The sequence below is a fragment of the Streptomyces sp. NPDC058646 genome (assembly GCF_042716875.1).
Lineage (GTDB): Bacteria > Actinomycetota > Actinomycetes > Streptomycetales > Streptomycetaceae > Streptomyces.
This window is the reverse complement of sequence record NZ_JBHXRK010000018.1, coordinates 143384-165741: the sequence shown is the minus strand read 5'-3', so window position 1 is coordinate 165741 and position 22358 is coordinate 143384. Positions and strand designations below refer to the sequence as shown.

The window sequence follows — 22358 nt, the reverse complement described above, 5'->3', positions numbered from 1 at the left end:
GCCGGCCCGCCGCCGGCGCGCCACGCCGCCCCCCCCCTAGAGCCCTCAGCTACCGCGGCGTCGGGCCCCCCCCCCCCCCCGGGGGGGGGGGGGGGCGCCCCCCCCCCCCGGGCCCCCCCCCCCCACCGCCATGCCGTGTCAGCAGGCCCTCGCGAACACGGAAGTAATAGAGGCGGATACAGGGGGCATCCGGAGAGCAGCCGGGACGGTCGCCGTGATGCAGCAGGGGACCTGCTCACCTCCAATGATCGACGGCCGCCCCGGTCCCGGCTTTCGACCGGGGTGTGTGAAGTCGTCAGGGCGGGGCAGGCGGAGTCCAGGCGGAACGCAGCACAACCGCCGAGCACGACGTACGGAACAAGGAGGATCGGTGGAGAATGCGTTCTCCCGCCGTCCTCCGTTGACCGGAGGAGTTGTTTTTCGCGTGACTGAACATGTGTGGAGTTACCAGCCGACCTCGGGCCACCTGGCCGGTACTGATCTGACCGGTTACAAGGTCGAGGCGACCGACGGCAGCATCGGTAAGGTCGACAAGCACTCCGACGAGGTCGGTGACGCCTACGTGGTGGTCGACACCGGTGTGTGGATCTTCGGCAAGGAGGTCCTCCTGCCGGCCAGCACGGTCGTCCGGATCGACCCGGAGGACAAGAAGGTCTTCGTGGACCGCACGAAGGAACAGATCAAGGCCGCGCCCGAGTTCCACCGGGACGAGCACCTCGGCGACGCCGGGTACCGGGCGGAGCTGGGCACCTACTACGGCACCGGCGCCCCCTTCGGCGGCCGCCCCGCCTGATCCCGCTCCCGCACGACGACGCCGGTCCCCGCACCCAGGAGGGTGTGGGGGCCGGCGTCGTCGTGGGAGTCACCGCCGGTTTCAGCGCAGAACCGCCCTCTGGACGGGGCGTAGGCCCGCCCGCGAAGCTCCACGCCGCAGGATCGCCCTCACGACGCCGAAGACATGCGCTCCTCGATTCTGGAGAGCAGCTCCTGGTGCGGAATGTCGTCGAGGGTGAGGGCGTCGAGCGGGCGCAGGTAAGGGAGGTTGTCGCGGATCGGGTAGCCACGCCGGAGGCGCGGGTTGTAGAGGAGGTCCTCTTCAGGGACGTGGATGAGCGGGCCCTTGTCCACGGGGCAGGCGAGGAGGGCAAGGAGCTGAGGGTCGGGCTCAGTGGGTTGCGGCATGGTGGGGTTCTCCTTGGCGGGTCGGTGCCGGTGGCGGTCGGTCGTGGCGCGGGAGGGTGAGCAGGACCAGGATGGCGAGTGCGGTGCCGCCGAGGCGGAGCGCCAGCCGGAGCGGTTCGGTGGGCAGGTCTTCGTCGAAGACCACGGTGCCCGCGATGACGGTGAAGATGCTGGACACGGTGGTGGTGACCGGGACGATCACGGAGGCGCGGCAGCGTTGGAGCGCCGTCTGGGACAGGGCGAGACCGGCCACTCCGGTGGCGACGAGCAGCCAGGGGTGGGGTCCGCGCAGAAGCTCGGGCAGGGCCGCCGTCAGCGACCGGTCGGCGAGTGTGGCCGAGGTGCCCTTGATGGCGAGTGAGCTCACCCCGTACAGCAGCCCGAGGGCGACGCCGTACGGCACGCCGGAGCTGCGGCGGCGGTGCCGGCGGCCGGCTCGCCGCAGTGAGGCGAGGAACAGCAGGAGTCCGAAGGCGAGGCAGGGCAGACAGACGGCGAGCAGGGGCAGGACGGGTGCCGCCGCACCCACCCGGTTGCCGTCGCCGTCGCCGAGTGAGCCGATGACGGCGAGCAGGGCGAGCAGGATGACGCCGGTGGCGAGGACTTCCCGGCGGCCTGGGCGTTCGCCCAGTACGGCGGCGGAGAGGGCGATCAGGAGTACCGTCCCGGAGAGGAACACCCCCTGGGCAGCGGCGATCGGCAGCAGTTGGTAGACCTTCAGCTGGGCACCGAAGCCCAGGCCCAGCACGGTGAAGCCCACCAGCCAGCCGGGGCTGGAGGCCAGCGTCCGCAGCAGGTGCAGCGGGCGGCGGGGGTCCAGCGCGGGGAGGACGGCCAGCGCGCGCTTCTCGAGGACGAAGCCCGCGCTGTAAAGGACGTTGGCGAGCAGGGCGACCGCGACTCCGAGAATCAACGGCGTCCTCCGTCCCTCGCCAGTGCGTCCAGGATCTCGGCGCAGCGCCGGGCGATCTCGGCGGCGGCAGGTTCGGCGAGCAGCTGGTGGCAGTGGCGGACGGCAAGGTGGAGGCGGCCGCCGAGGGTGAGGGCGCTGACGGAGAGTCCGCGGGGCATCCGGACGGGTGCCGAGAACCACAGCGCGTCGGCCGGGCCGGCGGAGCCGAAGTCGAGGGGGTGGGTCACCCTGCCGAGGTTGCTGACCAGGACGGTGGACGTCCAGGGGGCGGCGATGCGACGCAGGGCCCGGGTCAGCGGGGCCTTGGCGCCGACGGGTAGCCAGGGGGTGCTGACCAGGCCCGCGACGAGGCCGCCACCGGTGACGGGGGCGGCCTTGGCGGCGCGGGTCTGCGCGCTGATCCGGCCCAGCAGCGTGGCGGCACCGGCGTCGGGGGCGGGTGCACCGGCGCGGATGGTGGCCAGGTGGTTGTGGTTGCCCATGGGGGCGCCGGGGGCGAGTGGGCCGTTCGGGCGGTCGTCGATGGGCATCGACAGGTGGATCGGGCCGGTGGGGTGGCCGTGCCGGTGGTTCCATTCGGCCAAGGTCAGCTGGACCGCCGTCAAGAGCAGGTCGTTGACGGTCGGCTGGGGCCCATGGGCGCCGGTCCGGGCGAGTGGGAGCACGCTGAGGTGGACACCTGTGCCGGGAGTGGGACGTGCGGCGGGCGCGATGCGGACCGGGCGTCCGCTCCGGGCGGTGACCGCGGCCGGGGCATCGGCCGAGGCATCGGCCGAACCGTCGGAGCGCTGCCCGGCGCGGTCCCCCGAGTGGCGCCCGGGCCGACCGCCGGAGTGGCGCCCGGCCGGGGCGCCGGAATAGTGGTCGGCGACGTCGCAGAGCAGTCGCAGGCAGGTGCCGGCGTCCGCGAGGGTGTGCGCTGCCGTCAGCAGCAGGGCGGTGCCGCCGCCGGGTGCAGGTGCGGTCTCCAGGCGGAGTGGGGGGCCGGCCGCCAGCGGAGGCGGTTCGGTGAGGGCACGGTGGCGGGTGGGGCCGAGGTCGGCGGTGGCCGCCACGGCGGTGGGGCCGATCGGCGCCGGCTCCCAGTGGTAACGGCGGTGCCACCAGCGGGAGTCGGCCTGCCGAACCTGCAGGTTCGGGTGGGCGGCCAGCACACGGGTGAAGGCGGTCCGGAGCCGTTCGACGTCGACGGTGCCGGGGAGGTGGGCCTCCAGGTGGACGGTGTCCGCGTCCAGGTGCTCCTGGAGCAGGTGGCGTGAGTACTCGTCCATGGCCGGGAAGGGAACGCGCCCCTGCCGCCCGGACGGGGTCCGGGCGGCAGGGGCGGCGAGGGACGGGCGGGTCACGGAGCCTCGGCCCGGTGCCGGGACACGGTGGCCTGGCGGTCCGCCGTGACCAGCGTGGCGGCAAGTGCCAGCAGCGCGAGCACCTCGGCGGCCGGGCTGAACGCCCCGCTCGGGGGCGTGAGGACCGCCAGCAGGCCGGCGCCGGCCATCGCCGCCCCGGCGACGTACGGCAGCAGGCTCGGCCACCGGAACGCGACCAGGATCAGCGGCACCGCCAGCAGCGCGAGCGGACCGCCGACGACACCGAGGACCAGCAGCGGGAAGACCACGCCGAGCAGCCACCGGGGCGCGTCCGATGCGTCCCAGTCCTGCGGGCCGGGCTGGTCGTGCGGCCGGCTGCCCCGGCGCCGCAGCGCCGGCACCACGACCAGCCCGGCGAGCACCAGGAGGGCGAGGCCGCCGAAAACGAGCCCGAGGTCGTACGTGGTGGCGGGGGCGTAGGAGAGCAGTACCGTTCCGCCCGTGCCCGCCGGGACCACGTAGCCCTGCTGCCAGCCGTCGAGTCGGACGGACTGCAGCGGCTTGCCGTCGAGGGTTGCGCGCCAGCCGGAGTTGGCGTTCTCGTGCACCTGCAGGTAGGAGGCTTCGCCCCCGCCGACCCGCACCCTGCGCTCGTCCCCGGACCAGGACATGACCTCCACCGTCCGGCGCGAACCGGGATCGGCAGCCGGGCCGGCGTCGCGGGCGGAGAGGGTGAGGTCGGTGACGGCCAGTGCGCCGTCGTCGGAGGCGGACACCCGGTGCTTGCCCTGGCCGAGCGCCAGGGTGGACCCGGTGGCCGGGCACAGGGTCACGGTGACGGGATGCCGCTGCTGCAGGGCCGTGACCGTGCCGGACACGGAGGTCTGGTGGGAGGTTCCGTCCACGGTGAGGACCGGGCCCTTGCCGCACGGCAGAGTGAAGGCGGTGTCCTGGGTGTCCTGGGCACCCTGGGTGTCTTGGCGGACCATCAGGTCAGCCAGGGCCGGGATGTGCACCTCGCTCAGGCCCGCCGGCAGCTGGAGGTTCTGCCCGGCGAGCGGGTTGTGGACGACGACAGGGGCGGTCGCGGTGACCGTGATCGTCAGCTGGTCGGTCGTCAGCGGGGCGAACCGGACCAGGCCGTTGGCGTCCACCGCCGCGCTGACGGCGTCGGTCGGGGTGCTGAGCTGCACCTGGGTCGGCCGGGAGGAGAGACCGCCGGCGGCACCGAGCACCAGGTGGTCGATGCTGCGGCTGCCCTGCCAGGCGAGCCGGACGGCGGACTTGCCGCCCGCGATCCAGGCGGTGGTGAGGTCGCCGTCGAGCAGGTTGCGGGGGCTGCCGGAGGTGGTGGAGTCGGCCTCGATACCGATCCTTCCGGTGGCCCGGCCGGGGGCGACCTGGTCCAGCAGGGCGTCCAGGGCAGGACCGGGGAGGGCGACTGCGCTGCCGGTCACCTTGAAATCGCCCGCAGCAGTGGTGAGTTGACGGTTGAGTCCGGTCTCGGTGGTGCCCGACTGGGAGCCGCCGAGGTCGAGGGTGCGGTGCAGCGAGTAGGAGTCGGCCGTGGCAGCCGGGAGCGACAGCACGCGGGTGGCCTTGACCCCGGGGATCGAGATCTCCGAGAACCCGGCCCCGCCCACGCCGGTGGAGGCGTCGAGGGCGCCCTCGATGGTGATCTTCACCCAGGCCGCGGGCCCCGCCGGAGCGGTGACGTTCTGCGCTACGGCCTGCGGCTGCAGCACGCTCACCTCCGAGCCCCGGTCCGTGGTGATCCGCACCTTGGTGATGGTGGGCCGCAGCGAACCCCCGGCGAGCGGGGTGACCTTGAGGAGAGCGGGCAGGTCCACCGACCCGTCGAAGTCGATCCGCAGCCACTGGCCCACCGGGTCCGCGCTGCTGCCCTCGGTCCAGGCCGTGCCGGTGTTCCCGTCGAAGGCCCCGACCGGGTCGTACTGCGGCAGGGCGAACAGCCAGGAGCCGTAGGAGGAGGCGGTGACCGACTTGGCGCCCTCGATCACCGAGGTGGTCTGCTCGGCGGCGGAACCGGCCGGGCCCGAGGGCAGGATCTGCCGCGGTGCGCCGCCCGGGTCCTGGCCGGCGTCCTTCGGGTTGGTCCCGGTGGCCGTGTAGGTGTACGAGTTGTTGCCGTCGACCAGGCCGAAGAGCGTGTCGCTCCGGCGCTGCCCGTCGGCGGTGGCCCGCAGTGCGGCGCCGGTGCCGGCCGGCAGGGGGTCGCCGGAGAGGATCACCGGGCGGTCGGTCACCGTACCGCTCGCGGAGAGCTGCAGCAGGGACTCGGGGCCGCCGCTGACCACCGTGGTGTCGGCGACCGGGCGGGTGGTGGCCCGGCCGGGTGCGGCGTCATCGCCGGTGGGGGCGAAGATCTCCACTGCGGCGTACTGCTGGTACAGGCCCTGGACCTGGACCGGGGTGTCGGGCGGGAGCTGCCCGGAGGTGATCGGGGAGCCGAAGCCGGTCACCCGCTCGTAGCCCGAGGCCAGCAGGGTGGCGCGTACCGTCCGGGGCGGGATGTAGCCGACCTGCGCGGGATCGAGGTCGTTGCGGACCACCAGGTGGTGCACGCCGGACCGCTCGAGGAAGGCGCCGAGCCCCGGCACCTTGGTGCCGGTCGCCAGCGCCTCCTGGATCGCCTCCAGGTAGCGGCGCTCACCGGCCTGGCCGAAGGGCACGAAGTTGTACTGGGCCCAAGGGGAGTCCGCCAGCACGTCGAGTGGCTCGTCGATGGTCGAGCCCCAGGTGTAGAGGCCGTGCGCGTCGGCGGGAACCACCAGGGCCCGGCTGTCGGGCGCCTCGGCGGTCAGGTACGCCGCGGTCTGCTTCCACTGGGAGGGCAGCGCCTTGAAGGAGCCCGGCTGGACGATGTTTCCGTTCAGGTAGGGCAGCGCGAGGCCGGGCAGTACCGCGAGCGCGACCAGCACCGGGACCAGCCGGGGGCGGGCGGTCGTGCGGGGCAGTGGCCGCCCGCACAGGTGCGCCAGGCCCAGGGCCAGCGCCAGCGCGAGGCCGGTCTGGAACTTGTAGATGTTGCGCAACGGCGCCAGCGCCCCGTCGAGCAGCTGCTGCACCGCGCCGTGGAAGGGCGCCCCGAGGGAGCCGCCGTACCCGGCTAGGGTGATCAGCGCCACGGTGCCGACGACCAGCAGCAGCCAGCGCCGCTCGGGCAGGTCACGGCGGGCGAGCCCGGCCAGGCCGAGCGCTGCGGCGAGCGCCGAGCAGGCGATCACCAGGACGTTCGCCGCCACGTCCCAGCCGGCGGGCAGCCAGGCCGAGCCGAAGTGCAGGTAGGCCACCCAGTTCCCGGCACCGCGCAGCAGCTCGGTGGCGGACATGGTGGCGGTGGTGGTGGATGCCTGCTCGATGTAGCGCAGGAAGTCGGCGCCGTAGGAGTTGAGCAGGAGCAGCGGCACGGCCCACCAGGCCGTGGCGAGGAGCACGCCCGGCACCCACCAGGCGATCAGGCGCCATTTGCGGCTGCCGCCGGGCCGGCTGAGCAGGTAGAGCCCGACCGGGAGCAGTGAGGCCGCGACCGAGGTCGCGTTGACGCCGCCCATCAGCGGGATCACCAGTGCGGAGCGGAGTGCGGCGGCGCGCGCCGAGACGAAGCGGGTGAGCGGCAGCAGGACCCAGGGCAGGACCGCGCCGGGGAGCGCGGCGGCGGAGGTGGAGCCGACCACGATGGTGAACACCGGCCACAGCGCGTAGCAGGCCGCGCCGAGCAGCCGGCTCGGCCGGGTGCCGTACCCGAGGCGTTCGGCGAGCCGCAGCGCGCCCCAGAAGGCGGCGGTCACCACGAGCGACAGCCACAGCCGTTCCGCCAGCCAGACCGGCAGCTGGAGCAGGTCGGTGATCAGGTAGAACGGAAGCATCGGGAAGGCGTAGCCGACGTACTGGTTGGACAGGGCGCCGAAGCTGCCCCCGCTCTGCCAGAGCGTTCCGAGTGTGCCGAGGAAGCCCACCGGGTCGAGCGCGACGGCGAGTTTGGTGTCGAAGGCGATCCTCCCGGGCGCGGCGGCCAGGAAGGCGGACAGGACCAGCAGCCAGAAGGCGGCGAGCCAGCGGCGGCCGGCACGCGGCTCGGGGCGCGGCCTCGAGGGCGGCGCGTCGGGGAGCTGCAGCGTGGGGGCGCTCATTCGGAAGTTCTCCGCATCACCAGGAGAAGGTTCCAGGACGCGATCTCGCGCAGGCCTGGAATACGGACGAGGGTCTCGGCCAGGAACGGCCAGTAACGCGATCGTGCGGAAAGGACCTCGACGTCGCCCCGCCCGCGCACGTGACGCAGCACCGGGCCGATGTGCACCCGGTGGAGGTTTTCGCCGAGGGTGTGCTTGGCACTGTGCCCGGTGCGCCGCTGGTAGCGGCGCCGGGCCCGGTCGGCGCCGAGCAGGTGCCAGGGCGAGGTCTCGTGGCCGCCCCAGGGGGAGAGCCAGTTGGTGTAGGAGACGTACACCAGGCCGCCGGGGCGGGTGACCCGCACCATTTCGCTGATGAAGGTCTCCGGGTCGGGCACGTGCTCCAGCACGTTGGAGGAGAAGCAGACGTCGGCGGCGCCGTCGGAGAGCGGTAGCCAGTACCCGTCCGCGACGACCGCGTGGTCGGGTGTGCGTCCGCCGCGCGAGTGAAGCTCGGCGAGGTCCGGTTCGAAGAGGAAGGCGTGCGCGCCGCGGGCCCGGAACGCCTCGGTGAAGTGGCCGGCGGCGCCGCCGACGTCGGCCACCACCGCCCCGGCCAGGGGTGTGTACCGCTCGACCTGGTCGGCGGCGTCCTCGGCCAGCAGTGTGTAGAACCTCTCCGGGTCGCTCTGCTCGCTGCGGAAAGCGCGGAACAGCGCGAGGGAGCGGCGCAGGGAGGGGTCTTTCACGAGCGCTCCGCCGTGGTCGGGGCCGGGGGCTCGGCCGTGGTGCGTCTGAACCCGGCCCGCCCGGAGCGGTGCAGGGCGACCGCCTCGGCGGCGGCGGCCTGGAAGCGGTCGACGCTGTGCTCCCAAGAGAACTGCTCCGCGTGGCGGCGGGCCGCCGCCCCCGTCGCGGCGCGGCGTTCGGCGGACAGTGCGAGGGCGCACCAGGCCGCGGCGAACCCGCTCTCCCCCTGGGCGAGCAGGCCGGTGCGGCCGTGGACGACGGAGTCCCGCAGGCCGGGGATCTCGAATCCCACCGTGGGTGTGCCGCGGACGGCGGCCTCGGTGACCACCAGGCCCCAGCCCTCCAGCGAGGAGGGGTGCAGCAGCAGCCAGCTCCGGCAGAGCAGCCGGTGCTTCTCGGCTTCGTCGACCCGCCCGGCGAAGACCACGTCGGGTCCGGCCTGCGCCTCCAGGCGGGTGCGCTCCGGGCCGTCGCCGACGATGACCAGCTTGCCGCCGGTGATCGGGCGGACCCGCTCCCACAAGCGCAGCAGCAGGTCGATGCGCTTGTACTCCACCAGCCTGCCGACGGCGGTGAACAGCGGTTCGTCGGATTCGGGGAGCAGGGGCGCGGGGGCCTCGACCCCGTTGGGAACGATGTGGATGCGGTCGGGCGGTACGCCCATGCGCGCCATCGCCTCGGCCGTGGAAGGGGATACCGCGACCATCAGGCTGCGGGAGTGGGTACGGGTCAGCGCACGGTGCTCCAGCATCCTGCCGACCCGGGCGACGGGGCCGGGCAGGCGCTGGTCCCACAGTGCGGTGTGCACGTGGTTGACCAGGCACATCACCGGTCCCTTGTGCCACAGCGGCGCCAGGTAGGGGACGCCGTTGCAGACTTCGACCAGCAGGTCGGTCTCGCCGACGCTGCGACCGAACGCGCGGGGGGTTCGCAGGAAGTGGTCGTACGTGCCGCCGGAGGAGACCACGCGGTAGGCGCGGTCGACGGACGGTTCCGGGCCTGCGCAGAGCAGGGTGACCTCGTGGCCGCGGTCGGCCAGCCCGGAGGCCAGCCGGTCGACGAGCAGTTCCGAGCCGCCGGCGGCGGGGTTGGCCAGGTCGCGCCAGGCCAGGACGGTGATCCGGTGCGGGACCTCCGGCAACGGCCTGGCGGCCGTCAGGGCAGGGGGTGGGTGTGGGGACGTCTGATGTGCCATGGGAGCTCCTGGGAGGGGCGGTGCTCAAGGCAGTGAGGGTCAGGGCAGTGAGGGCATGGCTCAGGGGACCGGGGGTGACCGGTGGGGCAGTCGCACGGGAGGGACCGGGGGATGCGGCTGGCGGCGCGCTGGTGGCGCGCGCCGCCAGTCTGTGCTCTTGCTACCGCCCGGTACTACTCACGTAATTGCTAAATTCCGGTCGAGTTCGCGCGGAATACATGGTTCCTCTGTCACCGGGGCGAGTGACGGGTGTCAGCGCGAGGCGCGGCGGCGCAGCAGCACGCCCGCAGCCAGCAGGCAGACGAGGCCCGCGGCGCCCGCGGCGACGGGGGCGGTGGTTCCCACCAGCTCGAGCTTGCGGGCGGCGGCCTGCGCGGTCCGCACCTGGCCGTCCTTGGTCCCCTCCGTCATGGTGAGATCCGCCCGCAGAAGGACCAGCAGGTCAGGGCCGTCCGCAGAGGTCCGCAGGGTCACCTGCGGCTGCGTACGGGCGTCCATCACGGTGCCGGTGACCGGGTCCACGACCACGCTGAACCCGGCGTTCGCGTAGTACCGGTCGGCGACGACCTGGCTGCGGTCAGCCAGTCCGAGCAGCTTTCCGGGGACCTGCTGGGTCCCGACCTTGGTCGCGCCCAGCACGGCGCCGTAGCGGTAGCCGGACCGGCCGTTCACGGTCGCGGTGCCCTGGAAGTCGAGGGTGACGGTGTCGCCCAGCGTCGAGTCCCAGTAGGCGTACGGGCGCTTGACCAGGCCGAACGGGAACTTCAGGTACGCCTCGCCGGAGAAGGTCGGGGTCTCCCCGTGCGAGTGCAGCGGCAGGTTGGTGCGCCGGTCGGTCACCCAGCGTTCCACCGTCCACTGGACGGACTTCCGCGGGTCACGGAGTTCGAGCGTGGCAGCGGTGTCGATCTGGGTGGAAATGTCCATCACTGCGCGGGTCGGGCTGCTCTGCGCGACGTTGCCCAGCACCCGCCGGGTGAGCGTGAGGTCCTGGACCGGGCTGACGGCGACGGCCTTGGTGTCGAAGACCGTGCCACTGCCGGTGAAGACGGTGGTGGTGTTGGTGTCGATCGGTGTCTTGCGCAGGTTCGGCAGCGCGTACCAGTGCAGAAGCGGCGCCAGCACCAGAAGGAAGGCCGCGACTGCGGTCAGCACCAGACCGGCGCGGGACAGGCGGCGGGGCGCCGGGGCGGGTTCGGGAAATTCGCCGGCGGGCTGGTCAAGGATCTGACCTGTGGACACGGACATGATTACGCTCCGTAAGGGATTGGGGTCGGCACAGACCGTGCGGTGGTGAAGGCGGTGGTGCGACGAAAGGTCCCCAACGGCTGCCGAGAGTGAGGCAGGCCCCGTGTACATCCCCTGAGCGCGGAACCGTAGGTCCCCCCTTGACGGATTGTCAACGCCAGGGCAAAACTGTGCGGGCACGGGACCGGGCCGGTGCGAATGGTGTCGCCTGCTGTTCCGCCCCGCTCGCGCGGGGCCCACGAAGGGACGATCCGCAGCCATGCGTACCCGACACCCCGTTCTCGCCGTCGCCCTCAGCGCCGCCACCGGGGCGGTCCTCGCCGTCGCCGCCGCGCTCGGCCTGGTCGCCGTGGCGACCGCCGCTCCCGCCCAGCCCGATGCGCCGCTCGTGTCCTTCACCGGCTGATCTCGGCGCACCCAGGGAGGCTGCCCGCATGAGCGTACGAACCGATCCCGCTCCGACCGTCGCACTGCGGTCGGCCTCCGTGTGGAGCACCGTCAGCGCCGCCGACACCGAGCGGTTCATCCGCCTCGCCTCCGCCGAGATCCCCACGCTCTCGGTCGAGGTGATGCAGCAGATCCACGCCCAGTTCCCGCAGATCGTGGAGATCTACGACGACGACGGAGTCTCGGGGGTCCTCACCCGGATCAGGCAGGCCCTCGGCCCCTTCGTCGAGAGCGTCCGGGCGGCCGGCGGCCCGCAGATCTCGGGAGACGGCGGCATACGTTTCCGCGAGGTCGCCGCCTCCCTCGACCGGCGCGAGACCCTGCCCGGCCGGGCTCTCGACTTCATGCGGGCGGTCTACCGCTTCGGGGCCCGGGTGTCCTGGCGCCGGCTCACCGAGATCGCGGACGGAGTGGGGATCCCGCCCGCCGCCATGTACGAGCTGGCCGAGGCCGGCTTCGACTACATCGAAGCGCTGGTGATCGACGCGGCCCGGGACCACCTCGGCAACGAGTCCCTGGCCGCCGGCGAACGGCTCCGCCGCCAGCGCCGTCTGGTCGAGCTGCTGCTCACGGACCAGCCCGCCGACCCCAGGGCGACGGCCCAGTACGCCGCCAACATCGGCTGGCGGCTCCCCGAAACGGTCGCCGTCGCAGTCCTCAAACGCAACGAGAAGGCGCTCCTGCCACCGGAGTTCAGCACCGGCATCCTGCTCGACTGGGAGAGCGAGCAACCCCGGCTGGTCGTCCCCTCCCCCGCCCCGGCCGGCCGGGCCGACGCGCTGCGCCAGGCGCTCCCGGGCTGGAGCGGCGCGCTGGGGCCGACCGTACCGCTGGCCCAGGCGGCACGGTCGTTGCACTGGGCGCAAACGGCGGTCGGGCTCATCACGGCCGGGGCCCTGCCCTCCCGTGGTCTGCTCGACTGCACCGAACACACCACGGCGCTGCTCCTGCTGCCCCCCGCCGAACTGATCGACGACCTGGCCACCAGCTGCCTCGCACCGCTGGCGGCCTGCAGGCCGGGCCACGCAGAGCGGCTCGCGGACACACTGCTGGCCTGGCTCCAGACCCGGGGTGGCGCCGCGGAGGTGGCGGCGCGGATCGGCGTCCACCCCCAGACGGTCCGCTACCGGATGCGCCAGCTGAGGGAGTTGTGGGGTGACGCGCTGGACGACCACGATCAGCGCTTCGCCCTGGAGCTGGTGCTCCGGGCCCGGAAGCTGCGCTCGACCGTCCTCGCCTGACGGGCGCTCGGCCGTCCGGTGGCGGAGGTCAGACCGGCAGCCGAGCCGGGTCCGCAGCGCTGAGCGGGGGAGCCTGCCGCCGCCGTGGCCGGATCACCGGCTCACCGGCTCACGCGCAGGGTACGCATGCGGCCGTACGCGTACACGCATCCGGCGAGGGCGAGGTCGGAGAGCAGCATGAAGCCGATCGAGTACGAGCCCTTGGCGCTGTAGATGGCGCCCATCAGCAGCGGGGGCACGAATCCACCGAGGCCGCCGACGGCCCCGACGATGCCTGTGACACTGCCCACCTGGGATTGCGGAGTGACCTGGGAGACCAGGGCGAAGACGCTGCCGCCGGCGGCACCGAGTCCGGCCGCCATACACCGCAAGCGCGACGGCCACCACGACAAAGGGCAGGTCCTCGCCGTGCGCGGCGATGCGCGGGGTGAAGTAGCCCGAAAGGGCCACGCCTCCGGTGCCCATGCCGAACACGCCGAGTGCGAAGCCGCGCCGCCCGGGCGGGAACCAGGAATTGACCAGGGGGACACCGATCGCGAACGTGGTCCCGCCCAGGCCGAGCAGGAGGGCGACCACCAGGAGCAACGCGTAGTCGTCCTTGACCGGGATCAGCAGGAGCACCGGGACGATGGTGAGGGCGGACACCAGCGGAAACATCAGCCGGGCGCCGTAGCGGTCGGTGAGGGCACCCGCCGGGATGCGTCCCAGGGAGCCGACCAGGACCGGGATCGCGACCAGCAGGGACTGCTGGAAGGAGCTGAGGCCCAGCCGGTCCTTGTACCCGGCTGCCAGCGGAGCGATCAGGTCCCACGCCCAGAACGTGAGCCCGAACCCCACCGTCGCCATGATCAGATTTCGGTACGCCACGGCAGAAGGCTGCTGGTCACTGTCCACGCCCCCAGTCAAGACACCCGGGCCATCACCGGCACGTCGGACTGCGCCGTACAGGTCTGCCGTGTCGCGGAGGGAGTTCCGCGGAGCCGGGGTCGCGGGAAGGCGGTAGGCAGGCAGGCCGACCTCCGCCGAATGGCCCGTGACAGGGGCTCATCGGCTACGCGGCTCCGGTGGGCGAGGTGCAGGAGACCGTCGGGCGCGTGATGGGCGCCCTGCGGACGGAGGCGGAGAAGGCGGCCCTGCGCTGACGCCCTGGGGCCGGATCGCGGCGCCGGAGGGCCTCCGAGGCCTGAAATGCGTTGCCCCTCGTTCACGCGGAGCGAAGAATGCTGCCGCATGGGACATGTAGAGGCGGGCCACCTCCAGTACTACCTGCCGGACGGGCGGGTGCTGCTCGGCGACGTATCGTTCCGGGTGGGCGAGGGTGCCGTGGTCGCCCTGGTCGGTGCCAACGGCGCGGGCAAGACCACCCTGTTGAGGCTGATCTCCGGCGAACTCCGGCCGCACGGCGGCACGGTCGCCGTCAGCGGCGGGCTCGGCGTGATGCAGCAGTTCGTCGGCTCCGTACGGGACGAGCGGACGGTGCACGACCTGCTGGTCTCCGTCGCGCAGCCGCGGATCAGGGAGGCGGCGGCCGGAGTGGACGCGGCCGAACACCTGATCATGACGGTCGACGACGAGAACGCCCAGATGGCCTACGCGCAGGCACTGAGCGACTGGGTGGAGGCCCGCGGGTACGAGGCGGAGACCGTCTGGGACATGTGCACCGTGGCCGCGCTGGGCGTGCCGTACGAGAAGGCACGCTTCCGGCAGGTGCGGACCCTGTCCGGCGGGGAGCAGAAGCGGCTCGTCCTGGAAGCGCTGCTCCGCGGTCCCGATGAGGTCCTGCTGCTGGACGAGCCGGACAACTACCTCGACTTGCCCGGCAAGCGCTGGCTGGAGGAGCAGCTCAAGGAGACCCGCAAGACCGTCCTGTTCGTCTCGCACGACCGGGAACTGCTCGCCCGCGTCGCGCAGAAGATCGTCGCCCTCGAACCGAGCCCCGCGGGCGCGGACGTGTGGGTGCACGGTGGCGGCTTCGCCACCTTCCACGAGGGGCGCCGGGAGCGCTTCGCCCGCTTCGAGGAGTTGAAGCGCCGCTGGGACGAGAAGCACGCCCAGCTGAAGAAGCTCGTGTCGGACATGCAGCAGTACGCGTCGCGCAGCGACGTGATGGCCTCCCGCTACCAAGCGGCCCGGACGAGGCTGCGGAAGTTCGAGGAGGCCGGGCCCCCGCCGGAACCGCCGCGCGAGCAGGAGATCACCATGCGGCTGCGCGGCGGACGTACCGGCGTACGGGCGGTGACCTGTGAGGACGTCGAGTTGACCGGGCTGATGAAACCGTTCTCGCTGGAGGTCTTCTACGGCGAGAGGGTCGCGGTCCTCGGTTCCAACGGCTCCGGGAAGTCCCATTTCCTGAGGCTCCTCGCGGGAGACCCGTCAGTGGCGCACTCCGGGCGGTGGAAGCTCGGCGCCCGCGTCGTGCCGGGCCACTTCGCGCAGACCCACGCCCACCCCGAGCTCCTCGGGCGCACCCTCGTCGACATCCTGTGGGCGGAGCACGCCAAGGACCGGGGCGGCGCCATGTCGGTACTGCGCCGGTACGAGCTGGAACGCCAGGGCGACCAGCCCTTCGAGAAGCTGTCCGGCGGGCAGCAGGCGCGCTTCCAGATCCTGCTGCTGGAGCTGGCCGGCACGACCGCCCTCCTCCTGGACGAGCCGACCGACAACCTGGACCTGGAGTCGGCTGAGGCGCTCCAGGAGGGCCTGGACTCCTACGAGGGCACGGTGCTCGCGGTCACCCACGACCGCTGGTTCGCGAGGAGCTTCGACCGGTACCTGGTCTTCGGCGCGGACGGCGTGGTCCGGGAGACCTCGGAGCCGGTGTGGGACGAGCGGCGGGTGGCCCGGGCCCGGTGAACCCGTACCCGTATCTGTACCCGTCCCCGTCAGTGACGGGCCGACGGGCCGGCCGGAGTTTCGTGGTCGGCCTGCGCAGCGGGTGAAAGGATCGGGGCCATGACGACCTCATCCGGTGATTTCGACCTGACCATGGACGAGTTGCGCGTCGTGACGCGCTACGCGGTGGAGAGCGCTCAGGAGGTCCTCCCGGTGTTCGAGGCGGCCGTTCCCGGTGATTCCCGTCCACGCGCCGCCGTGGAGGCCGCCTGGGAGTTCGTCAACGGTGCGAGGAGGAGCAACCTGCAACGCGTCGCGTCGCTGGAGGCCCACCGGGCCGCGAAGGAGGCGGGGACCGAAACCGCGCTCCTCGCGGCGCGGTCCGCCGGCGACGCCGCGGCCGCCGCGTACCTGCACCCGATTGCGCGGGCCACCCAGGTGGGCCACATCCTGCGCGCCGCCGCGACTGCCGCCCGCGTCGCGGAGTTGACCGCGGGCGACGACCCCGCCGTCGCGGAGCTGCAGATCGAGCAGGCCCGGCAACGCGCCACACCCGCGCTGATCTCCGTCCTGTGCCGGTACCCCTCCGCCCCGACCGGCAGGAATCGAGTGGCACAGCTCATGTCCGCCTTGGACGCCGCGCTCCGCGCGCCCCGTTGATCCCATGCGACCGCCCCCGTGCCCTGGATCGGGGCACAGGGCCGTGCCGCGATCCGGGGGAACCCGCCGACCGGACTCGGGCCGCTGCGGTGGCGCGGCCAGGAACGCGCGGACCTCCAGCCACGCGCGGATGTGCCTGCCGCCGGCCCCGGGGCGGCCGACAGCTCGACGGCGCGCTCTCGTAGCCGTCCATGTCGGTGGTCATCCAGCCGGCGACGAGGTCCTTCGTCTCGGCGAAGGGAACGTCCGCGGCCGGCGGCCGGCCCTCACCGCGGGCGTCTGGCGACCGGCCCGCCGATGTGGGCCGTGGGCGGCACCTGGAGCGTGCGTGCGCCGCGCTGACGGCCGACGCTGACGGAGCTCTGATGTGGGTCGTGTCGGTGGACTTCCCGGTCGTGAGCGCGGTAGCCGCGTGGTGATCCCTGTCCCCGCGGATCAGCGGGGCCACCGACTGCGTCGAGGCGCCGTGACGGCAGGCCACCACCGTCGACCGTGCGGCATACAACAGCGCAGCACGGTCGAGCGGTGCATCAGCCGCTTCGAGCAGGGGCGTGGACCGTGACCATCTACCGGGCCCGGCTCCGTGTCACGGCGGGGCGAGCGCGGAAGCTTTAGCGGACGACGTCGAAGACGTTCTTCTGCAGGCCGTTGGCGTAGGCCTCGTGCTCGACGAGCTTCAGCTTCTGGGTGTCCTTGTCGGTGGCGCTGAAGAGTCGCTTGCCCGCGCCGAGCAGCAGCGGGAAGACGATCAGGTGGTAACGGTCGATCAGGCCGGCGTCCGAAAGGGCCTGGTTCAGGGAGGCGCTGCCGTGGACGATGATCGGGCCGCCCTCGGTCTCCTTCAGCGCGGCGACCTCGTCGAGCGAGCGCAGGATCGTCGTCTCGCCCCAGTTCGACACCAGGTCTTCCTCGCCGAGGGTGGTGGAGACGACGTACTTCGGCATCACCTTGTAGTCCGCGAAGTCCTCCATGTCGGGCCACACCTGGCTGAACTCCTCGTAACTGGTCCGGCCCAGCAGGATCGCGGAGGCTTCCTTCTGCTCCCGGCCCTTGATCTCGAAGGCCTCGGGGAGGAACTCGACGTCCTTGAAGGTCCAGCCGGAGTTCCGGTAACCGGGCTCGCCTCCCGGGCCCTCCACCACGCCGTCGAGCGAAATGAAGGCACTGCTGATCAGGGTACGCATCTCAGGTTCCTCTGTGTCTCGTGTCTGTTCTCGAGGGTGCGGCCGGTGCACGCTTCGGCCACCCTGTGGCTGCGGTGCAGCTCTCATGATCTATGACTGTGGATCGTGGCGGAACTCATCGGTCGTCGCCCGCCCCTTGTCCGACGACCTCGGCCATGCCATGTGCACCTGGAACGGTTCCGTGCGCAGTGGGACCGGACGGTTGAGCGGGCCGGGCTCGGCACCGGTACGGAACTCCAGCCGTCCGTCACCACCGTCGGCCGCGCTATGGCGGGTCCACAGATCGACGTACCGTGCCGTGCTGACCGCTGCCGTTTCGACGGCACCCGCGACCACGGTGACCCGGGCAGCCGGGTTCCCGCCGGGAAGGGCCTCGGCCGTGGCCAGGGCGTGGTCCCCGCCGCCGGCCACGATCCAGCGGTCGGCGGCCGTCACGGGGATCCGCCCGTACACCAAGGCGTCGCCGAAGCAGAGCGGTCCGGCGGCGTCCTCGGTGGCCCGCAGGAAGGCGGCGAACGCGCGGAGCGCCTCGATCGGCGCCGTGGACGGGGTCAGCAGCGCCGGGTCGACGCGATCCAGGAACGCCAGCACGTCCACCGGGCCGCCCCCCTGGTCAAGGCCGACGAGTGCTGCCGCCGGCCACTCGCCACCGGACCCAGCCCGGCCAGGTCGGCCGGCAGCACACCTGCGGCCCGGTCGAAGGAGTGCAGCGCAGGGTCGGTGCCGGGCACGAGCTGTGCGGGCAAGCCCGGGGCGAGCGTCGGTGTCCCCTCGCCATCGACGATGACTCGGTCGGCGGCCCCTGCCGCCGAGGTCGGCGAGAACACCTCGGCGGAACACTCCCCCATATGGCGAGTTGACTCCACGTTCCACACCGTTCCTCTGCCTGTAGCCCCCGCGGTCGAAGGCCGGGCGGGCACTGGGCCATACGACGGGCCAATTTTCCCTTAACGTCACTTAGACGATAATAAGCTATTGTCAGCCCATGAACGAAGCAGCGAACGAGAACACCGGCTCCACGGACAGCTCAGCGGCCGAACACGCGCAGCGAGTAGCGGCGAAGGTCACCGCGGAGGCCGCGGGCGAGGAGTGGAAGCGGCATCACCACATGACCCTGACCTTCTTCTTGGCCGGCGCACGGTCGGCGCACGAAGAAGAACACCACGCCGGGCAGTTGGACGCCTGGAGGCAGCGGCTCGTCGACTCCCTGGAGGCGGACGCATACGCCGAGGTCGCCGAGCTGCAGGAGCAGCTACAGCACTGGATCCTGAAGGAGCTTCGGAAGCGTGACACGGCTCTGGACTCGCTACTGAGGGCGTACTCGCCGCCCAAGCCACCGCGCGAACCGCGTTCGGTCTTCCCGATGCCGGCCTCGGAGGTCCACGACGGTCAGGCCGAGTTCTACTTCGCCGACGTCTTCGACTTCGTCACCGGCTACCTGGCCCACACCATCCGCCGCCCCTTGGACGGCACGACCGCCACGTGGTGCCCGCGCTGGTGGGAGCATGTCGAGGCGGGGGCACGGCTGTCCGCGCTCTGGCTGGCCTGGGAACATCTGCGTCATGACTCGGGCCTCGGCATGACAACGTGGTGGATCCAGCACGCCGATCCGCACTTGCGCATCCTGATGGACCCCCAGCAGGGGCCGTTCGCCGCCTGTTCGCCCAAGGGCCACACCCAGACACCGTTCGCCCCCCTGCCGGTGGACCCGTACGACCCGGCCCCGTGACCCGAGACGGGAGCGAGATCTCCGCCTGCCCCGCCGCCCGACGATCCGCCGCCCACGGTGGATCAGGGCGCACACCGAGCGGGCTATGGACGCGGCTCCGCTCGCCCCGCGATCACCATGGCCCAACTGCTGAAACCCGTTTGCAAGACAATCCGAACGCCCGTCAACCCGGCGGAGTTTGACGGGAGGTCATTCTGCTGGTCCCGTACCACACGTGCACGCGCAGGCGTAGCGTGGGCTGGATGAACGATGCCGTCGAGGCGCGGGGCCCGCAACTGCCTCCGTCCCATCCACCGAAGTCGCCACCGCCGCAGAAGAAGCCGGTGGAGGCTCCGCGACCGCAGCCCGCGACGAAGCCCAAAGGCATGGTCGGGCAGGGGCGGATGCGGATGGCGGTCCGCAACCGGCGCACTGCCGCGCTGACCCACCGCTCCGATCCGTGGGCGGCGAGGAAAACCACCGCCAAGGCACTGTCGGTCGTGCGTGGCTGGGGATACCCGCGCCTGGATGCCGCGGACCTCGAGAAGGTCGTGCACCGGCTGGTCAGCACGGCGGTCGCCGACGGAGGCCGTCGTGTCAGCATTCATCTCGCCGACCAGGATCAGCGGATTCTGGTGATGGTCCTCAGCCATCACGCCGCCGACGGCTCTGGCGTCGAAGCCGTCCTTGGTGAACTCGCGGCCGTACGCTCCGTCGTCGGATGCGGTGCCGATACGGGAGAGGACGGTCGGCGCCTGTGGGCACTCCTGGACACCGACCCCGCACCCCAGCGCGCTCCGCGCGCCGACTGACCACAGCGCAGGAGCAGACCAGGTGGCCGCCGTCGCTCAGCTCCTACGCACACGGTCCCCGGTCCGGGCCCGGCAGGGGCCCGGACGCCACGATCGGCGCCACGCCGTCGGAGTCCGCCTCGTCGGGAGATCCCTCGGCGATGTGGTGGCCCGCACGCCGTGGGAGGGGACGGGAGGGGGCTGAACCGTTGGGTGGACAGTTGCCTTCAGCGGGAGACCTGCACGGTCACGGCAGACGTGAACCTCCGGACCGCTCGAAGCACCCGCTTTCCCAGGTCACCCGGCCAGGCGCCACGCCCCACGAGCCCCCGTCCTGTCCGGCCGGGGGCTCGTGCACGTGGCGCGCATCTCGCGGGTCAGCGGCGGCTCGTCTTGCGCCAGCCGAAGGGGCCGGGCAGGTCCACCGAAGTGGTGCGGCGCCCGGTGCTGCTGTGCGTACGGCGGGGGCCGTACTTGCCGCCGCCAGTGGTGATCGACCACGACTTGCGGTTGATGTTGAGCCGGACGCCGGGCAGGATCCTGAAGCTCTTGCGGAATGTCAGCGGCATGATGCCTCACTTCCTCGCTGCGTATGTGTAGGGACGGGGGCGGCCCGACTGTTCGTGTGTTCAGGCCAGTTGGCACTCGTGTGTCCGGCGCGGCCCGTTCCATGCGCCGCCGGCCGACTCCGGCGGTGCTGACCGAATCGAGCGAGCGTCTCTGCGGCAGGCCGGCGGGGTGAGGTCTCCGGAGGGCAGGGAGGCGGCCCTGACGGCAGCAGGGATCGACCGGCACCTCGGTGAAGACCGCGCCGCAGCCGGAGCCCGGGTGACGGCTTCGGCGGAGTCTGTCACCCGGCAGCGGCGTCCGCCCGCGGTGCGGGGGGGGGGATGCGCCCACGTCGGCGCTCGTTCGTCGTCGCACCACCGCCGGGCCCCTACGCCGACCCGATCACGCCTGAGCGTAGGGGACCTGAAGCGTGGCGAGTTCAGCCAGAGCGCGGGCCGCAGGTGCGGGGGCGACCAGCCACTTCAGGTGGCTGCCCTCCAGTGTGCGCACGTCGTACGGGTTGTCGGGCGTCAGCTCGTTGCCCTCCCGGATCAGCCGGTCCTGCAGGGCGAGGGGCAGACTCGCATCGTCGGCCAGCCGGATGTAGGTCTTGGGGATGCGGCCCCAGGTCGCGGCCTGCGCCCGGTCGGCGGAGCCACCGGCGTCCAGGTTCTCGTCGGGCTGGAAGGTGTTCAGGAACGTGAGGAACTCCTCGTCGGTGCCGTCGGCGAAGAAGGCCGCCTTGAACGCCGCGAGCGAATCCGGGTTCGCGGTGCGGAAGTTGACGCGGAGCAGGCCGAGTTCGGCAGGGTTCCCGGCCAGAGCCGAAGCGAAGGCAGCGGGATCGACCCCGGCCATCTCCGGCTCGGCGTAGTAGGCACCGATGTCGAGCCGGACCGGGCACCAGGCCGAGACGTAGACGATGCGGTCGATCAGGTCCGGGCGCGCGTTGGCCGCGGCCGTGGCCGTCACCCCGCCGCGGCTGTGGGAGACGAGGATCACGGGACCGTTCCGCTTGGCCCGTTCCAGGATCCCGATCAGGTGCGCGACGTTGTCGGCGAGCGTCACGCCCTTGATCGAGCCGGGCGCGGTGGCGAGCCCCTCTGGGTCCTGAGGCGCCTGGTAGGCGCGGGTGAAGGTCGCCTGGAAGCCGTGACCGGGGAGGTCGACGGCGACCGAACGGTGCCCGAGCAGGCCCAGTTCGGCCTGGAGAGGGGCGAAGGAGAAGGAGTTCGCGAAGGCTCCGTGGACCAGTACGAAGGTCGGTTGCACGGGTGTACTCACTTTCCGGCCGCCCGCGGTACGGGGTCGGCCATGGGTTGCGGTGTGGCGAGGCGACCCAGGGCCGGGGAACGGGCCCACGTGGTCGCACTCCTCACACATTCTGGGGGGAGAGATCGCCTGCACTGCTGCCCTGCCGACAGCGCTGCGCGATCAGTCCGATGTCCGTCGCAGGACCAGGCACAGGAATCCGAAGCTGTCCCGGTATGCGTGCAGCCACTGCGAACGCTGGGCGGTGGCGGTCTCCAGTACCTGTGCGGCGGCCGGATCGTCCCGGTGGTCCAGGGCCCACGAGGCGAGCGAGCCCCAGCAAGCCCACTCGTAGGCGTCCAGCTCACTGCGGGTGCTGACATGGCCGTGGACGGGGGTCCAGCCGTCGGCGACGACCCGGTCCACCGTGGTCGCCAGGTCGGCGAGGTCACCGAACATCTCGACGGCCGCTGGTGAGGGGGCGCGGTCCCAGAACGACTCACCGATCAGAACGCGGCCGCCGGGAGCCAGGTGCTTGCGGGCCGCCGCGAGGGTGGGGAGAAGGCCGCCGAAGGCGTGCGTGGCGCCGACGCTGATCACCAGGTCGAACGGCTGAGCAGAGACGAAGTCCGCGGCCTCCTGTCGGTGGAGGGCCAGGCGTTCGCCGACGCCGAGTCCGCTCGCTGCCTGGCGGGCCTGCTTCAGGGCGGGTTCCGAGACGTCGACGCCCTCGGCGTGCAGGTGGGGGCGCGTCGCCAGGGCGCGCAGAAGCCATTCCGCGGTGCCGCATCCGAGGTCGAGCACCCGCTCGTCGCCCCTCGGGAGACCGCGTTCGAGCAGTCGGCTGACCGAGTCGTCGTGGAGCGGAGACTTTATGGGGTGGTCGGTATGGGCGATCATGGAGATCTGTTCGCGGCTCACCGGCTCGGCGTCCCCCGATTCGAGGAGCAGCTTCGAGGCCACTGCG

General features: G+C 72.2%; 19 protein-coding genes and 2 pseudogenes. 7 read left to right on the top strand and 14 right to left on the bottom strand.

The annotated features are described in order from the left end of the window. The first annotated feature begins 424 nt into the window (after positions 1-424). Positions 425-793 (top strand): PRC-barrel domain-containing protein, encoded by a 369-nt coding sequence (locus ACFWUZ_RS22815; RefSeq protein WP_384375747.1) that lies wholly within the window; start codon positions 425-427, stop codon positions 791-793. 149 nt (positions 794-942) lie between these two features. On the opposite strand, the gene ACFWUZ_RS22810 is transcribed toward ACFWUZ_RS22815, so the two are convergent. The 7 genes from ACFWUZ_RS22810 to ACFWUZ_RS22780 all read right to left on the bottom strand — a co-directional run bounded on the left by ACFWUZ_RS22810 (position 943) and on the right by ACFWUZ_RS22780 (position 10728). Beyond that, entirely contained in the window at positions 943-1182 is a 240-nt protein-coding gene (locus ACFWUZ_RS22810) for a Trm112 family protein (RefSeq protein ID WP_384375744.1), read from the bottom strand. Next, positions 1166-2095, bottom strand: coding sequence for a hypothetical protein (locus ACFWUZ_RS22805; protein WP_384375741.1), 930 nt, complete (start codon positions 2093-2095; stop codon positions 1166-1168). Before ACFWUZ_RS22805 ends, ACFWUZ_RS22810 begins: the two co-directional genes overlap by 17 nt. Continuing rightward, positions 2092-3366, bottom strand: coding sequence for a condensation protein (locus ACFWUZ_RS22800; RefSeq protein WP_384375738.1), 1275 nt, complete (start codon positions 3364-3366; stop codon positions 2092-2094). Before ACFWUZ_RS22800 ends, ACFWUZ_RS22805 begins: the two co-directional genes overlap by 4 nt. Positions 3367-3437: 71 nt before the next feature. Continuing rightward, positions 3438-7556: an alpha-(1->3)-arabinofuranosyltransferase family protein gene (locus ACFWUZ_RS22795; RefSeq protein WP_384375735.1), complete on the bottom strand. Its 4119-nt coding sequence runs from the start codon at positions 7554-7556 to the stop codon at positions 3438-3440. Further along, positions 7553-8284: a class I SAM-dependent methyltransferase gene (locus ACFWUZ_RS22790; RefSeq protein WP_384375732.1), complete on the bottom strand. Its 732-nt coding sequence runs from the start codon at positions 8282-8284 to the stop codon at positions 7553-7555. Before ACFWUZ_RS22790 ends, ACFWUZ_RS22795 begins: the two co-directional genes overlap by 4 nt. Continuing rightward, positions 8281-9480, bottom strand: coding sequence for a glycosyltransferase family 4 protein (locus tag ACFWUZ_RS22785; protein WP_384375729.1), 1200 nt, complete (start codon positions 9478-9480; stop codon positions 8281-8283). The genes ACFWUZ_RS22790 and ACFWUZ_RS22785 overlap by 4 nt, the downstream gene beginning before the upstream one ends. A gap of 252 nt (positions 9481-9732) precedes the next feature. Next, complete coding sequence (locus ACFWUZ_RS22780; RefSeq protein ID WP_384375726.1) at positions 9733-10728, bottom strand: DUF3068 domain-containing protein; 996 nt, start codon at positions 10726-10728, stop codon at positions 9733-9735. A 259-nt stretch (positions 10729-10987) separates the two neighbouring features. On the opposite strand from ACFWUZ_RS22780, the gene ACFWUZ_RS22775 reads away from it, so the two are divergent. Both ACFWUZ_RS22775 and ACFWUZ_RS22770 read left to right on the top strand, forming a co-directional pair. Further along, entirely contained in the window at positions 10988-11134 is a 147-nt protein-coding gene (locus tag ACFWUZ_RS22775) for a hypothetical protein (protein WP_384375723.1), read from the top strand. A 28-nt stretch (positions 11135-11162) separates the two neighbouring features. Beyond that, a complete protein-coding gene (locus ACFWUZ_RS22770) occupies positions 11163-12416 on the top strand; it encodes a helix-turn-helix domain-containing protein (protein WP_384375720.1) in 1254 nt (417 codons plus the stop codon). Positions 12417-12517: 101 nt separating this feature from the next. On the opposite strand, the pseudogene ACFWUZ_RS22765 reads toward ACFWUZ_RS22770, so the two are convergent. Then, positions 12518-13262, bottom strand: a pseudogene (locus tag ACFWUZ_RS22765) (MFS transporter). A 384-nt stretch (positions 13263-13646) separates the two neighbouring features. Between ACFWUZ_RS22765 and ACFWUZ_RS22760 the strand changes: the two are divergent. Next, entirely contained in the window at positions 13647-15269 is a 1623-nt protein-coding gene (locus tag ACFWUZ_RS22760) for an ABC-F family ATP-binding cassette domain-containing protein (RefSeq protein WP_384375718.1), read from the top strand. A 99-nt stretch (positions 15270-15368) separates the two neighbouring features. Continuing rightward, positions 15369-15908, top strand: coding sequence for a putative immunity protein (locus tag ACFWUZ_RS22755; protein WP_384375715.1), 540 nt, complete (start codon positions 15369-15371; stop codon positions 15906-15908). An 87-nt stretch (positions 15909-15995) separates the two neighbouring features. Here the strand turns inward: ACFWUZ_RS22755 and ACFWUZ_RS22750 are convergent. From ACFWUZ_RS22750 to ACFWUZ_RS22740, 3 genes and pseudogenes are all read right to left on the bottom strand, one after another. Further along, positions 15996-16179 (bottom strand): annotated as a pseudogene (locus ACFWUZ_RS22750) (hypothetical protein); the annotation flags it as partial. 340 nt (positions 16180-16519) lie between these two features. Further along, complete coding sequence (locus ACFWUZ_RS22745) at positions 16520-17092, bottom strand: dihydrofolate reductase family protein (RefSeq protein ID WP_384375712.1); 573 nt, start codon at positions 17090-17092, stop codon at positions 16520-16522. 90 nt (positions 17093-17182) lie between these two features. Continuing rightward, entirely contained in the window at positions 17183-17689 is a 507-nt protein-coding gene (locus ACFWUZ_RS22740; protein ID WP_384375709.1) for a hypothetical protein, read from the bottom strand. Between the two features lie 388 nt (positions 17690-18077). On the opposite strand from ACFWUZ_RS22740, the gene ACFWUZ_RS22735 reads away from it, so the two are divergent. Continuing rightward, positions 18078-18821, top strand: coding sequence for a DUF4913 domain-containing protein (locus ACFWUZ_RS22735; RefSeq protein ID WP_384375706.1), 744 nt, complete (start codon positions 18078-18080; stop codon positions 18819-18821). 242 nt (positions 18822-19063) lie between these two features. Then, the gene (locus tag ACFWUZ_RS22730; protein WP_384375703.1) at positions 19064-19612 is read left to right on the top strand and encodes a hypothetical protein; all 549 of its coding nucleotides are present in this window, start codon (positions 19064-19066) and stop codon (positions 19610-19612) included. 356 nt (positions 19613-19968) lie between these two features. Here ACFWUZ_RS22730 and ACFWUZ_RS22725 read toward each other — a convergent pair whose 3' ends face one another. The 3 genes from ACFWUZ_RS22725 to ACFWUZ_RS22715 all read right to left on the bottom strand — a co-directional run bounded on the left by ACFWUZ_RS22725 (position 19969) and on the right by ACFWUZ_RS22715 (position 22312). Then, the gene (locus ACFWUZ_RS22725; RefSeq protein ID WP_384375700.1) at positions 19969-20160 is read right to left on the bottom strand and encodes a DUF4236 domain-containing protein; all 192 of its coding nucleotides are present in this window, start codon (positions 20158-20160) and stop codon (positions 19969-19971) included. A 382-nt stretch (positions 20161-20542) separates the two neighbouring features. After that, positions 20543-21424 carry an alpha/beta fold hydrolase gene (locus tag ACFWUZ_RS22720; protein WP_384375697.1) on the bottom strand — a complete coding sequence of 294 codons (882 nt, stop codon included), beginning with the start codon at positions 21422-21424 and terminating at the stop codon, positions 20543-20545. 150 nt (positions 21425-21574) lie between these two features. Further along, positions 21575-22312 carry an SAM-dependent methyltransferase gene (locus ACFWUZ_RS22715; protein ID WP_384375764.1) on the bottom strand — a complete coding sequence of 246 codons (738 nt, stop codon included), beginning with the start codon at positions 22310-22312 and terminating at the stop codon, positions 21575-21577. Positions 22313-22358: the final 46 nt, after the last annotated feature.

Excerpts from the sequence above, each read along its gene's own strand:
- ACFWUZ_RS22755 (WP_384375715.1), top strand. The coding sequence starts at position 15,369 with ATGACGACCTCATCCGGTGATTTCGACCTGACCATGGACGAGTTGCGC.
- ACFWUZ_RS22810 (WP_384375744.1), bottom strand. The coding sequence starts at position 1,182 with ATGCCGCAACCCACTGAGCCCGACCCTCAGCTCCTTGCCCTCCTCGCC.
- ACFWUZ_RS22795 (WP_384375735.1), bottom strand. The coding sequence starts at position 7,556 with ATGAGCGCCCCCACGCTGCAGCTCCCCGACGCGCCGCCCTCGAGGCCG.
- ACFWUZ_RS22780 (WP_384375726.1), bottom strand. The coding sequence starts at position 10,728 with ATGTCCGTGTCCACAGGTCAGATCCTTGACCAGCCCGCCGGCGAATTT.
- ACFWUZ_RS22730 (WP_384375703.1), top strand. The coding sequence starts at position 19,064 with ATGAACGATGCCGTCGAGGCGCGGGGCCCGCAACTGCCTCCGTCCCAT.
- ACFWUZ_RS22745 (WP_384375712.1), bottom strand. The coding sequence starts at position 17,092 with ATGCGTACCCTGATCAGCAGTGCCTTCATTTCGCTCGACGGCGTGGTG.
- ACFWUZ_RS22735 (WP_384375706.1), top strand. The coding sequence starts at position 18,078 with ATGAACGAAGCAGCGAACGAGAACACCGGCTCCACGGACAGCTCAGCG.
- ACFWUZ_RS22725 (WP_384375700.1), bottom strand. The coding sequence starts at position 20,160 with ATGCCGCTGACATTCCGCAAGAGCTTCAGGATCCTGCCCGGCGTCCGG.
- ACFWUZ_RS22775 (WP_384375723.1), top strand. The coding sequence starts at position 10,988 with ATGCGTACCCGACACCCCGTTCTCGCCGTCGCCCTCAGCGCCGCCACC.
- ACFWUZ_RS22770 (WP_384375720.1), top strand. The coding sequence starts at position 11,163 with ATGAGCGTACGAACCGATCCCGCTCCGACCGTCGCACTGCGGTCGGCC.
- ACFWUZ_RS22800 (WP_384375738.1), bottom strand. The coding sequence starts at position 3,366 with ATGGACGAGTACTCACGCCACCTGCTCCAGGAGCACCTGGACGCGGAC.
- ACFWUZ_RS22785 (WP_384375729.1), bottom strand. The coding sequence starts at position 9,480 with ATGGCACATCAGACGTCCCCACACCCACCCCCTGCCCTGACGGCCGCC.
- ACFWUZ_RS22760 (WP_384375718.1), top strand. The coding sequence starts at position 13,647 with ATGGGACATGTAGAGGCGGGCCACCTCCAGTACTACCTGCCGGACGGG.